General features: G+C 63.9%; 16 protein-coding genes. 8 read left to right on the forward strand and 8 right to left on the reverse strand.

All coding sequences use genetic code 11. The features are described from left to right. Positions 1–98 precede the first annotated feature (98 nt). On the reverse strand, positions 99–536 hold the full coding sequence (locus NUH88_RS01865) for a methylglyoxal synthase (RefSeq protein WP_257769619.1): 438 nt from the start codon (positions 534–536) through the stop codon (positions 99–101). A gap of 119 nt (positions 537–655) precedes the next feature. Between NUH88_RS01865 and NUH88_RS01870 the strand changes: the two genes are divergently transcribed. The 6 genes from NUH88_RS01870 to NUH88_RS01895 all read left to right on the forward strand — a co-directional run bounded on the left by NUH88_RS01870 (position 656) and on the right by NUH88_RS01895 (position 5999). Continuing rightward, the gene (locus tag NUH88_RS01870) at positions 656–1348 is read left to right on the forward strand and encodes an RraA family protein (protein ID WP_257769620.1); all 693 of its coding nucleotides are present in this window, start codon (positions 656–658) and stop codon (positions 1346–1348) included. 25 nt (positions 1349–1373) lie between these two features. Then, a complete protein-coding gene (locus NUH88_RS01875) occupies positions 1374–2345 on the forward strand; it encodes a hydroxyacid dehydrogenase (RefSeq protein ID WP_257769621.1) in 972 nt (323 codons plus the stop codon). A gap of 15 nt (positions 2346–2360) precedes the next feature. Next, on the forward strand, positions 2361–3116 hold the full coding sequence (locus NUH88_RS01880; RefSeq protein WP_257769622.1) for an HpcH/HpaI aldolase family protein: 756 nt from the start codon (positions 2361–2363) through the stop codon (positions 3114–3116). Beyond that, positions 3116–4234, forward strand: a complete 1119-nt coding sequence (locus tag NUH88_RS01885; RefSeq protein ID WP_257769623.1) for a malate/lactate/ureidoglycolate dehydrogenase — start codon at positions 3116–3118, stop codon at positions 4232–4234. The genes NUH88_RS01880 and NUH88_RS01885 overlap by 1 nt, the downstream gene beginning before the upstream one ends. 122 nt (positions 4235–4356) lie before the next feature. Further along, positions 4357–4941, forward strand: a complete 585-nt coding sequence (locus tag NUH88_RS01890) for an ImmA/IrrE family metallo-endopeptidase (RefSeq protein WP_257769624.1) — start codon at positions 4357–4359, stop codon at positions 4939–4941. Positions 4942–4952: 11 nt separating this feature from the next. After that, positions 4953–5999 carry a hypothetical protein gene (locus NUH88_RS01895; RefSeq protein ID WP_257769625.1) on the forward strand — a complete coding sequence of 349 codons (1047 nt, stop codon included), beginning with the start codon at positions 4953–4955 and terminating at the stop codon, positions 5997–5999. Between the two features lie 64 nt (positions 6000–6063). Here NUH88_RS01895 and NUH88_RS01900 read toward each other — a convergent pair whose 3' ends face one another. The 5 genes from NUH88_RS01900 to NUH88_RS01920 all read right to left on the reverse strand — a co-directional run bounded on the left by NUH88_RS01900 (position 6064) and on the right by NUH88_RS01920 (position 10950). Beyond that, a complete protein-coding gene (locus NUH88_RS01900; protein ID WP_257769626.1) occupies positions 6064–6942 on the reverse strand; it encodes an isocitrate lyase/PEP mutase family protein in 879 nt (292 codons plus the stop codon). A 106-nt stretch (positions 6943–7048) separates the two neighbouring features. After that, positions 7049–7234: a 50S ribosomal protein L32 gene (gene rpmF, locus NUH88_RS01905; protein ID WP_028464665.1), complete on the reverse strand. Its 186-nt coding sequence runs from the start codon at positions 7232–7234 to the stop codon at positions 7049–7051. A gap of 124 nt (positions 7235–7358) precedes the next feature. Beyond that, positions 7359–9347 carry an acetyl-CoA carboxylase biotin carboxylase subunit gene (locus tag NUH88_RS01910; RefSeq protein WP_257769627.1) on the reverse strand — a complete coding sequence of 663 codons (1989 nt, stop codon included), beginning with the start codon at positions 9345–9347 and terminating at the stop codon, positions 7359–7361. Positions 9348–9411: 64 nt separating this feature from the next. Continuing rightward, on the reverse strand, positions 9412–9684 hold the full coding sequence (locus NUH88_RS01915) for a hypothetical protein (protein WP_257769628.1): 273 nt from the start codon (positions 9682–9684) through the stop codon (positions 9412–9414). A gap of 66 nt (positions 9685–9750) precedes the next feature. Further along, a complete protein-coding gene (locus tag NUH88_RS01920; protein WP_257769629.1) occupies positions 9751–10950 on the reverse strand; it encodes a pyridoxal phosphate-dependent aminotransferase in 1200 nt (399 codons plus the stop codon). A 134-nt stretch (positions 10951–11084) separates the two neighbouring features. Here NUH88_RS01920 and NUH88_RS01925 point away from each other — a divergent pair, with 134 nt between their 5' ends. Both NUH88_RS01925 and NUH88_RS01930 read left to right on the forward strand, forming a co-directional pair. Further along, positions 11085–11693 (forward strand): histidine phosphatase family protein, encoded by a 609-nt coding sequence (locus tag NUH88_RS01925; protein ID WP_257769630.1) that lies wholly within the window; start codon positions 11085–11087, stop codon positions 11691–11693. A gap of 144 nt (positions 11694–11837) precedes the next feature. Next, the gene (locus tag NUH88_RS01930) at positions 11838–12215 is read left to right on the forward strand and encodes a glyoxalase superfamily protein (RefSeq protein WP_257769631.1); all 378 of its coding nucleotides are present in this window, start codon (positions 11838–11840) and stop codon (positions 12213–12215) included. A 16-nt stretch (positions 12216–12231) separates the two neighbouring features. Here the strand turns inward: NUH88_RS01930 and NUH88_RS01935 are convergent, their stop codons facing one another. Both NUH88_RS01935 and NUH88_RS01940 read right to left on the reverse strand, forming a co-directional pair. Continuing rightward, the gene (locus NUH88_RS01935; RefSeq protein WP_257769633.1) at positions 12232–13113 is read right to left on the reverse strand and encodes a C40 family peptidase; all 882 of its coding nucleotides are present in this window, start codon (positions 13111–13113) and stop codon (positions 12232–12234) included. Beyond that, positions 13110–14288, reverse strand: a complete 1179-nt coding sequence (locus NUH88_RS01940; RefSeq protein ID WP_257769634.1) for a vWA domain-containing protein — start codon at positions 14286–14288, stop codon at positions 13110–13112. The genes NUH88_RS01935 and NUH88_RS01940 overlap by 4 nt, the downstream gene beginning before the upstream one ends. Positions 14289–14356: the final 68 nt, after the last annotated feature.

Here is a 14356-nt window from a genome sequence, read left to right on the forward strand (position 1 = left end):
CAGCTTCCAGATGGAAGCGAATCCTTTCTGATGCGAATCGGCCACAGATTCCCGACCAACGCTCCGAAGTCCGTGCAAAGAAGACACTCCCGACTGAATCAGGATATCGCCCGATTGACGTAATCTTCGTAACTCGGAACCGCGCGCTCATATGCGCCGTCGAAATACGCACTCGTGAGCACGAAATCGGCACTCGCCTGATTGCAGGCCAGCACGACATTGTAGAGCGTACAGAGTCGGACCAGCGCCTTCACGTCGACATCGTGCGGCATGGTCGTCATCGGGTCGGTGAAGAAGATCAGGATATCGAGACCGCCGTCGGCGATCAGCGCCCCCATCTGCTGATCGCCGCCGAGCGGCCCGCTCTTGAATCGGCGGACCGGGATACCGGTCTCCTTCTCGATCATCCGTCCGGTCGTGCCGGTTGCGAACAGTTCATGGCCGCCGAACTTCCCGGCATGAGCCCGGACGAATTCTCTCAATGCGCGCTTGCGCGCGTCATGCGCGATCAGTCCGATCCGCTTCTTCGCCTGCATGCAATCCGCTCCCCGGTTCGGCCCGATAATTTCCAAATGCGCGCTACACTGTCCTCCCCGGCCCCGCTAGGCTGCAAGAAAAAGCACTAAAGAAAACAACTGATATAGGACGGGAGGACATGTCCGATATTACCGAATCCGATCTGCAGAAGCTGACGGAGTGGGATACCCCCACGATCTGCAACGGTCTTGAAGTCGTCACGCCGGAACGCCGCACCATCGGCTTCACCACCATGCCGCTGGTCGCGCTCGACCCGTCCCTGCCGCCGATCTGCGGTTATGCCCGCACCGCCACAATGCGTGCCGTTACACCGCCGCAGGGCGATGCGAAGGCGCACCGGGCCGCCTATTACACCTATGTCGCCGAAGGGCCCGGCCCGCGCATCGTCGTGCTGCAGGATCTCGATCCGGAACCCGGTTTCGGCGCCTTCTGGGGCGAGGTGAACACCACCGTCCACAAGGGGCTCGGCTGCCTCGGCTGCGTCACCAACGGTTCCTTCCGCGATATCGACGCCTCCGCCAAGGGCTTTCAGATCCTCGGCGGCAAGGTCGGCCCGAGTCACGGCTGGGTGCACCCGGTAGATTTCGGCGTGCCGGTGAATATCGGCGGCATGGCGGTCAATCACGGCGACATCATCCATGCCGACAGGCACGGAGCGGTCGTGGTTCCTGCCGAAGCGGTGAAAAAACTGCCCGAGGCCATCGCGATGCTGGAGCGGCGCGAGAAGGTCATCCTCGATGCGGCCAAGGCGCCCGATTTCGATATCGACAAGCTGAAGGCCGCAATGGCCGGTGCCGCCGAGATCCACTGACCCCTCCCGCCCGAAGAGATCCGAAATGAAGAACAAGTTCCATGTGCTTGTGCCGGACAAGCTGAATCCCGCCGGCCAGTCGCTCTTTGATGCGCGCGACGATATCGAGACCACGACGCTGCACTTCCCGACCGAGGACGAACTGGTCGCTGCCGCGGCAACCTGCGATGCGATCGCGGTGCAGACCACGAAGATCCCACGCCGGGTGATCGAGGCGGCGCCGAACCTGAAGGTCGTCTCCCGGCACGGCGTCGGGTACGATTCCGTCGATGTCGAAGCCTTGACCGAACGGGGCATCCCGCTCTGCGTTGCCGCCTCCTCCAACATGGTCTCGGTGGCGGAGCACACGCTCTATTTCATCCTCGCGCTTGCGAAGAAAAGCGTCGAATTCGATCACGCCACCCGGAATGACAATTTCTGGATCAAGCGCCAGATGGGCGCCCAGGACATCGCCGAGAAGTCCCTGCTGATCGTCGGTTTCGGACGCATCGGCACGCGCGTCGCGAAGCGCGCTCTCGCCTTCGACATGAAGGTCTCGGTGCTCGATCCCTATATCGAGGACGACACGATCAAGGCGGCGGGGTGCACGCCGGTCTCCAATCTGGACGCAGTGCTGCCGCAGATGGATTTCGTCTCCCTGCACTGTCCGAAGAGCGCCGAGACCGTGAACTTGATCGGAAAGGCCCAGCTCGCGGCTATGAAGCCGACGGCGCACCTGATCAACACCGCGCGCGGAGGGATGATCGACGAGGCCGCGCTCTACGACGCCCTCACCTCCGGCGACATCGCCGGAGCGGGTATCGACGTCTTCGCGGTCGAGCCGCCGAAGCCGGAGCATCCGCTGTTCCAGCTCGACAATATCATGGTCAGCCCACACAGCGCCGGGGTGACGGAACAGTCGATCCTGCGCATGGCCTACCAGACGGCGGAGAACGTGCTGAACGTGCTCGACGGCAAACCGGACCCGAACGTCGCCATCAACAAAGAAGTGCTCTGAAGGGAAGGATGCCACATGAAAACGAGACTGAAAGACTGCCTCGCGAGCGGAAAGGGCGTGATCAACGGCTGGCTCTCCATCCCCAACACCTTCACCGCCGAGATTATGGCGGCGCAGGATTTCGATTCCATCACGATTGACCTGCAACACGGGCTGGTCGACTACCAGGCCGCGCTTTCCATGCTGCAGGCGATGAGTGCCTCCGATGCGACACCCGTCGTGCGGCCGCCATGGCTCGAGCCGGGCATCATCATGAAGCTGCTCGATGCCGGCGCGCTCGGCGTCATCTGCCCGATGGTGAACAACCGTGCCGATGCGGAGCAACTGGTCGGCATGTGCAGATACGTGCCCGACGGCTTCCGTTCCTCCGGTCCGACCCGCGCCGGCATGGTCTACGGCGCGGACTATCACAACCGGGCCAACGAGACGGTCATCACCTTCGCCATGATCGAGACCGAGGAAGCACTCGCCAAGGTGGACGAGATCGCGGAGACGCCCGGCCTGACCGGCCTCTATATCGGCCCGAGCGACCTTTCGATCTCCCTCGGCCACCCGCCGGGGCTCGACCGCACCGAGCCGGAAATGCTGGAAGCGATCGAGAAAATTCGACGCGCCGCCAAGGGCGCCGGGATCAAGGCCGGCATTCATTGCCTCGAGACCGACTACGCCAAGCAGATGCTGACCCAGGGCTTCGACCTGGTGACGCTGGCCAACGACGTCCGGCTGCTCTCCGCCGCTGCCGGCGGCGCGGTCAAGGCCATGCGCGGCTGATGGGTACAACATCCGAGGTCCGGATCGCCCCGGACGTGATGATCGGGCTGACACGCGCGATGTTCGCGCGCGCAGGCTGTTCGGAGAAGGAAGCGCGCGACATTGCCGAACGGCTGACCGGGGCCAACCTCCGCGGCCATGACAGCCACGGCGTGATCCGCGTTCCCCGCTATCTCGAATGGATCGAGAGCGGACGTCAGAAGATCAACCAGACCATCGATATCGTCATGGAGAACGATGTGATGGCAGTGGTCGACGGAAAATACGGCTTTGGCCAGAGCGTCGGCGAGCAGACCGTCGATCTCGGGCTGAAGAAGGTGAAAGCGCAGGGTCTCGCGCTGACAGCGCTGCGCAATGCCGGTCATCTCGGGCGGATAGGCGACTGGGCGGAGCGCGCAGCCGCGGCGGGCATCGCCTCCATGCACATGGTCAATGTCCGCGGCTCTCTGCTGGTCGCCCCGTTCGGCGGGCGCGAACGGCGCATGGGCACCTCCCCCTTCTGCATCGGTGTTCCGGTCGAGGGGGGCGACCCGGTGGTGCACGATTTCGCCACCTCCACCGTCGCCGAGGGCAAGGCGCTGGTCGCGCTCAAGGGCGGCAAGGCACTGCCCGAGGGTTCGCTGATCGACGCCGAGGGCAAGCTGACGAACGATCCCTGGCCGCTCTATGGCGACGTCCCGGCGGGCAAGGCCCCGGAGCCCTATGGCGGGCCCGGCGCGCTGACGCCGTTCGGCGGACACAAGGGCTCCGGCCTCAACTTCATGATGGAGATGATGGCGGGCGCCCTCACCGGCTCCGGCTGCGCCGGCGGCCCGGACGAGCCGGAACGGCGGCCTTTCTGCAACGGCATGCTCTCGGTCTTCATCGACCCGGCGCGGATGGACAGCGGCCATGCCATGGCCGACGAGATCCGCAGCTACATCGCCTTCGTGAAGAACACCCGCCCGGCGGACGGTATCCCGGAGGTGCTGGTGCCGGGCGAGAAGGAACGGATGACGCTGACCGAACGCAGCGCCGGCGGCCTGCCATTGGCGCCGGAGGTCTGGGAGGACATTCTCGCGGCGGCACGTAAACTCGGGTTTACAGACAGCGAGCTGCACGATCTGACCGTCGCCTAGCGCGGTCTAAATCGTGGACGCGCCCACCCTGTTTCTTTTTTTTTAAAACCGCGATCCGGTGCAACCATTGCGATCCATGCTCTAGTTGGTAAGCTTAAGACACAACTTAGGCGCGGAAAATCATGCCTGATTCCGGTGCGACATCGACCAGTTCCGTAGATCGGGCCTATCACAGGCCGATCCCCGTCAGGGTCACCAAGGCCGGGCTGCAGCGCGATACCCTTGCATTCGTGCGCAAGCAGAGGCTGGAGGCCGGCTTCGCGATCGAGCCGCTGGTCAATCGTCTCGGCGGCCGCATCAAGTACGGCGAGCTCTACGGACCGTCGCAGTCCAGCGAGTCCCTGCGCGTGCACGGTATCGAAGATTTCACCATCTATGTGGCGACGAACACCTCGCCCGTGCGTGACCGCTTCACGATCGCCCGCGAACTCGCGCATTACCTGCTGCACTATCCGATGGTGCTGGATGCGCACGGAGAGGATTCGGGCATGTTCGCCACGCGTTCTGTAAAACGGCACGAAACCGATCAGGTACGGGCCGACTGGGAGTCCACCTGGTTTGCGAATGCCCTGCTCATGCCCGAACCGGACTTCAAAGAGCAATGGGATGTCGCGGAGCGCAATCTCTACCGCCTTGCGTCCTATTTTGCTGTTCCGAAATCCGCGGTCGAGGTCCGGGCCAATTCGCTCAAGCTGGCGGCAGCCTGAAAATGTACGGCATGGAACAGGCACCCGATTACAGGCTGAGGCTGTTTCTCAGCATAGATTTAGCCGGATCAACCGCCTTCAAGGCCGGCGCCGGGCGCGAGCCGGAACACGGCGCCGACGAGCCGAGATGGCTGACTCTCACAAAGAAGTTCTACAATTCCGTCCCAGGATTCCTCGAAAAACATGTCCGGCGCCATCTGGTGGCTGCCGAGCACACTCCCCGCTTCACTCCCGCTGTTTGGAAGACCTACGGGGACGAGCTGATTTTCGTGTCGAGGATCGAATCCGTGAAGGAAGCGTCCCTCTATGTGCGCGCATTTCTCGACAGTCTCTACACTTACCGGGATACCCTGCGCGACATTCCGCTGGACGTGAAAGGCTGCGCCTGGGTCGCCGCATTTCCGGCCATCAATACGACGTTCAAACTCAGTGCGCTTCCGAGTAACGAGCTGGATAACTCCCTGCTGACCCGGGAGGACTATGAAATCAGTGCGGACGCCCGGCCGTTCGAGCACGATTTTGTCGGTCCGGGCATCGATTGCGGCTTTCGTTTGTCCAAGTTCGCGACAACGACCTTCATGCCGATTTCGATCGATCTCGCGGCCCTGCTTTCGTCGCCCGAGTCCGGTTTCCCGCACGCCCTGCGCTACAATGGCCGGGAAGTCATCAAGGGTGTGCTGAACGATCTTCCATACCCGGTGTTCGGCATCGACACCCAGCATAACGAGGCGAAGCGGCGGGTAAACGAGCGCGAGGAAAACCTGCTTGGCCGCACTCAGCCCAAAGCCTCCCAGATCAACGACTTTGTACGGGAGTTCATGGAAGACGAGGCGATCGAGTTTCCCTACTTCGCGGACGACCCGAAGCTGGACAAAGAGCCTTTGTCACTCGCGAAGTACAGGGCGAGCCAGATGCGCATCATCGAAGAGACCGCGATGGAGGATTCAGCGAGCCGGGAGAGTGAATTTGTCGACGAAACGGAGCGTGATCTCGCCGACGAGATGCCTCCTCGCGTGAAACAATTGCTCGGAATCGCCGAACCCGCTCTGGCCGGCTAGAACGCGTCGACACCCATCATTTCGCAAACGACCTTGCGAGCGACCTTGCTGTGCATGCCGCGCCTCATCGTCCCGGCCCGTATCTCTTCTCGAGCTCATAATACCAATCGAAGCCCACGGTCTCGTAGAGCTCCTCGAAAGCCATCAGCCGGTCCGATCCCGGGTGCGCGCCGCCGGCAATCAGGGCGAGCGCGTCGCGCATGGCCCGGATCGAGACGTTGAGAAGGGTCACGCCGAAAAGCAGGCAGTCGTAGCCGATCTCCTCGGCCTCGACCGGAGTCAGTAACGGACGGCCTTCCCGCTCGAGCTGAGCCAGCAATTTCGGCGCCGGGACGCGGCGGCAGAGTTGCTCCATCTCGCTCCGCTCCTGAGGGCCTTCGAAATAGACGATGTCGGCCCCCATGTCGGCGAAGGCCTCGCAACGCCAGAGCGCCTCGTCCAGCCCGTCCGCGACGCGGCTGTCGGTGCGGGCGAGGATCAGGATGTCGCCGCCCTCCGCGCGGATCTCGTCCCGCATATCGAGCGCGGCCCGCAGCCGGATGGTCGCTTCGTCGCGCGAGACCACCTCGACACCCTTGGCGAAGCCGCAGCGTTTCGGGAAGACTTGGTCCTCCAGCATCACGCAGGCGATCCCCGCATCGGCGAAGCCCCTCACCGTGCGGCGGACATTGACCGGATTGCCAAAGCCGGTATCCGCGTCGCCAATCAGCGGCAGCGAGACGGCTCCGGCGATGTCCCGCGCCTGGTCGAGGATTTCCTTGTAGGAGAGCAAACCCGCATCCGGCAGGCCGATCTGCGTCGCGCTGACGGCGTAGCCGCTGACATAGGCCGCCTCGAAGCCCGCTTTTTCGACCAGCTTCGCGCTCATCGCATCGAAACAGCCCGGGATCGTCAGAATCCGCTCCCCGGCCAGCCGTTCCCGCAGCGCCTTCGCCTGCTTCATCCGTCCCTCCCCCTGGTTCTCTCTTGGGTGAGACGATAACGCCGGTCCAGAAACGGAAAAAGGCCCCTCGGGAGGGGCCTCTTCGCTACACGTATCCGTGCCGGTCTCAGAAAGCGTCTTTGACTTTCAGAACCTGGCGGCCGCGATACATGCCGGTCTTCAGATCGATGTGGTGCGGACGGTGCAGCTCACCGGTATCCGGGCTTTCCACATACGCATCGGACTTCACCCGGTCGTGCGCACGACGCATGCCACGCTTGGACGGGGTCGTTTTCCTCTTAGGAACAGCCATCGTTCTATCCTCGTTTCGTCGGCATAGTTGCACCGACGGTGCAATCTCAGGGGCGCTGTATTAGTGGGTTTCGGGCACGGTTGCAAGGGAAAATCCCCTGTAAATCCGTGCGGCAGGCATGTGCCTATTCGAACTCCATGATCTGCTGGTCGACAGCGAGGCTGGCCCCGGCGGCGGCATGGATCTTCGAGACCGTGCCGTCCTTCACGGCGCGAAGCACGTTCTCCATCTTCATCGCCTCGACCACGGCCAGTTCCTGGCCCGCCTTGACCGGCTCGCCCTCGGAAACCGCGAGCGAGACCAGCAGGCCCGGCATCGGCGAGAGCAGGAATTTGGAGAGGTCGGCCGCCTCCTTCTTCGGCATGCGGTCGAGCAGTTCCGAGGCCTTGCGGCTGATCACCATGAACTGGCGCTGCGCCCCTGCGATCGAAGTGTGATAGTCGATTCCCCGCCGCTCCATCTGCACCGGGAACGGCTTGCCGTTTACGGTGCCGCCGAAGACCGGCTCGCCGGCGCGCAGCGCACCGCGCACCGCGTATGTGCTGCCGTCGATACTCACGTCGTAGCCGCCATCCACCAGCGTCGCTTCGGCATCCTCCGCCGCGTCGTCGTGGCGGACCTTCCAGGCGCTCTGCGGCGGGTGGCGGTCGCCGACCGGGGTCTGGCCGGAGATCATCCGGTTGCGCTCGGCATTGGCGCATTCCGCCGCCACCGCGACGGCACGCATAGCGTTCTCGGTCTCTTTCGAAACCGGCGCGCCCTCGAAGCCGTCCGGATATTCCTCGGCAATGAAATTGGTCGTCAGCCGACCGTCGCGGAAACGCTCATGCGCCATCATCGCGGCGAGGAAATCGACATTGTGGCCGACGCCGCGGATATGGAAGCGGTCGAGCGCCTCTGCCATCCGGTCGATCGCCTCTATCCGGTCCGTACCGTAGGTGCAGAGCTTGGCGACCATCGGGTCGTAGAACATGGAGATCTCGGCGCCCTCATAGACGCCGGTATCGCAGCGCACGCTGTCGCTCTCCGCCGGCGGACTGTAGCGCACGAGACGCCCCGTCGAGGGCAGAAAGCCGCGATAGGGATCCTCGGCATAGATCCGCGACTCCATCGCCCAGCCGGTCAACTTGATGTCCTTCTGGGTAAAGGGCAGCTTCTCGCCCGCGGCGGAGCGGATCATGATCTCGACCAGATCGAGGCCGGTCACCAGCTCGGTCACCGGATGCTCCACCTGCAGGCGGGTGTTCATCTCGAGGAAGTAGAAGTTCCGCTTCGCATCGACGATGAACTCGACCGTGCCGGCGGAGGAATAGTCCACCGCCTTGGCGAGCGCGACGGCCTGCGCGCCCATCTCGGCGCGGGTCTTCTCGTCGAGGAACGGGCTCGGCGCCTCCTCGATCACCTTCTGGTGGCGGCGCTGGATCGAGCATTCGCGCTCGCCCAGATGCACGACATTGCCGTGCTTGTCGGCGATCACCTGGATCTCGATATGGCGCGGCTCCTCGATGAACTTCTCGATGAAGACGCGTTCGTCGCCGAAGCTGGACCGGGCCTCGTTCACCGCCGAGCGGAAGCCGCTGGCGACCTCCTCCGCGGTATGGGCGATGCGCATGCCCTTGCCGCCGCCGCCGGCCGACGCCTTGATCATCACCGGAAAGCCGATATCGGCGGCAACCTTCGCCGCTTCGGTCTCGTCGGCGAGGATGCCGAGATAGCCCGGCACCGTATTCACCTTGGCGTCGTGCGCGAGCTTCTTCGACTCGATCTTGTCGCCCATCGCGCCGATGGCCTTCACGCCGGGGCCGATGAAGGCGACGCCTTCCTTCTCCAACGCCTTGGCGAAAGTCGCGTTCTCGGAAAGGAAGCCGTAGCCAGGATGCACCGCCTCTGCGCCGGTCTGCCGGATCGCATCCATGATCTTGTCGATCACGAGATAGGATTCGGCAGACGGCGCGGGGCCGATATGCACCGCCTCGTCGGCCATCTGGACATGGAGGGCGTCGGCGTCCGCATCGGAATAGACGGCAACGGTTTGGATGCCCATGCGCTTGGCGGTGCGCATCACGCGGCAGGCGATCTCGCCGCGGTTGGCGATGAGGATTTTCTTGAACATGGAATGGAAGTTAGCCGCTCGCCCGGGAGGCGGCAATAGCGCTTGGAGCGGGATCTGACGGAGATCAGATCAGGAAATTGATATAGGAGCCGGGAGGCGCGTCGGGATCGATATTGTCGTTGGCGAGCAGCGTCATCAGTCGCGCGATCTGACGGTCGATATCGGCATCGGTCGTCGCCGTGCGCAGCCGGAACCCACGCGCGGGAGCACTCGGAGCAAGCTGCGGCGTTTCTTCCGCCGGAGCGACCCGCGCCGGGCGGCGCACCGCCGGACGTTGCACGCGGCCGCGGATGTCTCCAACGCCGCCGCTACCCGGTCTGCTCGGTGGAAGTGCCATGTCCGATCCCTCGGTTCGCCATCGATCCGATACAACTATACCTGAGCGGGAATCGCCGGGAAAGCGTCAGGCTTTCGGGCCGCCCAGCACGCCTTCCAGCGCATCCATCGCCGCTTTCAGCCGTTCCGGCGCCGACGCATAGCAGAGCCGGAGATAGCCCTCGCCCGCCGGTCCGAAGGCAGCGCCCGGCGCGAGGCCGACATTGCACTTGTCGATGATCTCCTTGCAGGCGGCGATCGAGTCGCCCATGCCGTCAACCGCGAAGAAGGCGTAGAAGGCCGCCTTCGGGCGCGCCGCGCTGATCCGCGGCCAGGCTTCCAGCCGGTCGAAGACGATATCCCGCCCCGCGAGGCAGCGCTCGCGAAGCTGCTTGATGACCTCGTCGCCCTCGCGCATGGCGGTGATGGCGCCGCGATGCAGGAATTGCGGCACGCCGGAGGTGGTGATCTGCACCAGCTTGGCGACGGTCGGACCGAGCGCGGCCGGATGGGTCAGCCAGCCCAGCCGCCAGCCGGTCATCATCCAGGACTTGGAGAAGGAATTGATCACGAAGAGCCGGTCGTCCGGCTCCGCGATCTGCAGCATGGAGGGGGCGACGTCGCGGTCGAAGACAAGCTGGTGGTAAACCTCGTCCGAGATCACCCAGATGCCGCGCTCACGGGCGAAATCAAGCAGTTGCTGCTGTTGCTCGCGCTCCATCAGCCAGCCGGTCGGGTTGCCCGGGGAATTGACGAAAATCGCCTTGGTCTTGTCGGTGACGGCGGCGTAGAGCTCCTCCATGTCGAGGTGCCAGTCGTCTTCTTCCAGGCGGATAGAGACATGCACACTCTTGCCGCCATTGATCTCCACCGTCGAGTAGATGTTCGGCCAGATCGGGCCGATCACCACCACCTCGTCGCCGGGCTCCAGGATGATCTGCATGGCGAGCGCGAGCGAGGACATGCCGCCCGTCGTCAGGCTCACCCGGTCGGTATCGACCGCGAGATCGCCTTCGAGCTCGAAGGTCCGGTTCATGTAGGACGCGATTTCCTTGCGGAGATCGTGAATGCCGCGCTGGTCGGTATAGAAGGTCTCGCCGCGCCGCATTGCGTCCGCCGCCGCGTCGGTGATGAAGGCCGGGGTCGGCAGGTCTCCCTCGCCAAACCAGAGCGGAATCAGGCCCTGCCGGTCCCAGCCATGCAGCGCCACTTCGACGATCGGGGTTTCCTCGAGGCCTTCGACAAAGGGGTTCATCGGGCCGAAATCGGGCGCGGCATTCATCAGCATCACTCAATCCTGCAAACGGGAGTCCGGCAGCGCAAAGCGCGGCATCGGGGAACTTTATCCCTTTGCCCCCGCCTCACAACCCCATAAAACCGATGCCGTGCATTAGCGGGATTTAACCGGAGACGGCGCGTGCAATGACCAGGATTTATCTGATCCGCCACGGAGAGACGATCTGGAACCGGGAAGGACGGCTGCAGGGTCAGCTCGACTCGCCCCTGACGCTGCATGGCATCCGGCAGGCGGAGGCGAACGGGCGCAAATTCGCTGAGATCTCGGCCCGCGAAAGCCTCTCGCTGCATGCCAGCCCGCTCGGCCGCACCCGTCAGACCGCCGCCATCATCTGCGAGCTTTCGGGCCTCCCTTACGAGGAGATCCGCTTCGATGCCCGGCTGAAGGAAATCACCCTCGGCGAGCATGACGGCTATCGCGGCTGGGAGCGGCTCGACCGCGACTTCCCCGAACTGGCGGCACAGCGCAGGGCCGATCCCTGGCATTTCCAGCATCCGGGCGGGGAAAGCACCGAAATGGTCCGCAGAAGGCTGGCGCCCTTTCTCGGCGAGTTGCAGGAAAAAGGCGGCGCGCACCTGATCGTCGCGCATGGCGTGGTCAACAAGGTGCTGCGCGGGATCTATCTCGGTCTCTCGGAAGAGGAATGTTTCGCGCTCGACCGGCGGCAGGACGGCTTCCACCTGCTGGAGGACGGCGCCGAGCGCTTCGTCGCCACAGAGCCGGCGCCGGACTGAACAACGGGCTTGCCTCCGCTCCCGGCGGAGGACATGCTGAACGCTTCTGGCGGGCACCGTCCCGGCTTTTCAAATCCGACGCGAGAGGCATCGCCCGGCACCGTCCGCGGCCCTGCCCCCGATCGTCCGAGCCGAGGTTCCCCAATGAGTGACCAAACCCGTCCCGATATCGGTTTCGGCCGTATCGCAACCACCCTGCCAGTCAAGGATATCGAACGCGCCCGGCGCTTCTATGTCGACATGCTGGGTTTCACCAAGACCTTCGAGAACGGCACACCTGTCGGCTTCATGATCCTGAAGCAGGGCCCGGCCGAGCTGCATCTGACGCTGCAGCCGAACCACAAGCCTGCGCCCTTCAACGTGGCGCACATGATGGTGCGGGACGTCGATGCGTTCCACGCCCGCTGCAAGCGCGAGGGCCTCCGCATTGTCAAGGGATTGCAGGACAAGGAATACGGTCTCCGTGCCTTCGTGTTCGAGGATCCCGAAGGCAACCGCATCGACGTCGGCGCGGCGCTCTAGGCGCAGGCGCGGCCGGTCATTCCTCCGCAGGAATGGCCGGCAGGCGGCGAATCGTGCGGATCGGGATGTCCATGTCCTTGGTCCGGTCCATGAAATCCGTCAGCGCCTCATAGGCGACCGCCATGTGGTGGCCGTTGGCATGCAGCAGGATGCCCGGCTCCGCTAGGAACATCACGTGGCCCGCGGTGAAGAGCAGGTCGCCCGGCATCGCGGCGTCGAGACCACCCTCGACCACCTCGCCGACCGTCGCTTCCTGCATGTCGCTGTCGCGCGGCGCGGTGATCCCGGCGCGGGCGAGCGCGAGCTGCACCAGCGCCGAGCAGTCGAGCCCGAAGCTGGAGCGCCCGCCCCAGCCGTAGGGCGCTCCCATGAAGAGCTCCGCGGTCGAGAGATAGTCCGGTTCGACCTCGGAAAGTCCGCAGAGATGCGGCGTGTAGATCCAGCCGCCGGCCTCGCCGTAATCGATCCGGGAATATTTGCCGTTTTCGTCCGTCACGCGCACACGCGTCGAGAGATGCAGCATGTCGAGCGGGATGCTCTTCAGGTCCGGCTCCGGAAAGACATAGGAGCGGAGCGCCTGGATCTCGTTGCTGTAGGGCGCGTCCGTGTCGGGACCGAGCCCCTCCTCGCGGACATAGCCGACATAGCCGTCGGTCTGGTTCTGCCCCCAGGCCCAGCCGCCCTTGTGCTCGTAAACGATGAAACGTTCGTTGAAGAGCAGCTCTGTCGATTGCCGTGCAGCCGCCTCCGGCGTCTCACGGACGGAAAGCGCCCCCGAGATCACCCGGAAAGCTTCCCCGGCGACATAGTTCGGAGACTCGATCTCCGCTTCGAGGAAGTCGGCGCAGATATCGTCGCGGGCGGGTGTCAGGCGGGGATCGAAAGGATCGATTTTCACGCCATCAGATCCTTGATCGCGCGGTCGAGGCCGTCGAGGGTGAGCGGGAACATGCGGTCCTCCATCAGGTCGCGGATCATCCCGACCGATTGCGTGTAATGCCAGTATTTCTCGGGCGTCGGGTTGAGCCAGGCGGCGCGCCGGAAATGCCCGGTCAGGCGCTGCATCCAGACCCCGCCCGCCTCCTGGTTCATGTGCTCGACGCTGCCGCCCGGCATGGCGATCTCGTAGGGGCTCATGGAGGCGTCGCCGACGAAAATCGCCTTGTACTCGGGCCCGTAGGTATGCAGCACGTCCCAGGTCTGGGTCGCGTCCACGTGGCGCCGCCAGTTGTCCTTCCAGAGCTTCTCGTAGGGACAATTGTGGAAGTAGAAATATTCGAGATGCTTAAACTCGGCCCGGGCGGCGGAGAACAGCTCCTCCATCACCTTGGTATAGGGATCCATCGAGCCGCCGACATCGAGGAACAGCAGTACGTTCACCGTGTTGTGGCGTTCCGGGCGCATCTTCAGGTCGAGATAGCCGCCGTTGCGCGCTGTCGAGCGGATCGTGTCGCCCATGTCGAGCTCGGTGGCAGCGCCCGAGCGGGCAAAGCGGCGCAGCTTGCGGAGCGCCATCTTGATGTTCCGCGTGCCGATCTCGACGCTGTCATCGAGATTGCGGAACTCGCGCTTGTCCCAGACCTTCACCGCGCGGTTGTTGCGGTTGCCGTCCTGGCCGATGCGCACGCCTTCCGGATTGTAGCCGTAGGCACCGAAAGGGCTGCGGCCGGCCGTCCCAATCCACTTGTTGCCGCCCTGGTGGCGCTTCTCCTGCTCCTCCATGCGCTGCTTCAGGGTCTCCATGAGCTTGTCCCAACCGCCCATGGCCTCGATTTCGGCCTTTTCCTCCTCGGTCAGGTTTAGCTCCGCCATCCGGCGCAGCCATTCCTCCGGGATCTCCTTGCCGAAAAGGTCGTTGAGGTATTCCAGCCCCTTGAAGACATGGCCGAAGACCTGGTCGAAGCGGTCGAGATGGCGCTCGTCCTTCACCAGCGTGGCGCGGGAGAGATAGTAGAAATCCGTGACCGCGTAATTGCCGAGCCCGGCCTGAACGGCCTCGAGCAGCGTCAGGTACTCCTTGACGGAGACCGGCACGTCGGCGCGCTTCAGCTTGTAGAAGAAATTCGAGAACATGGGCAAGAGTTGTCACAGGCGCGGCGGAACCGGTCAAGCGGGAACGGCGGCCGAAGGCGCTTCACCTT

The sequence above is a fragment of the Nisaea acidiphila genome (assembly GCF_024662015.1).
GTDB lineage: Bacteria > Pseudomonadota > Alphaproteobacteria > Thalassobaculales > Thalassobaculaceae > Nisaea > Nisaea acidiphila.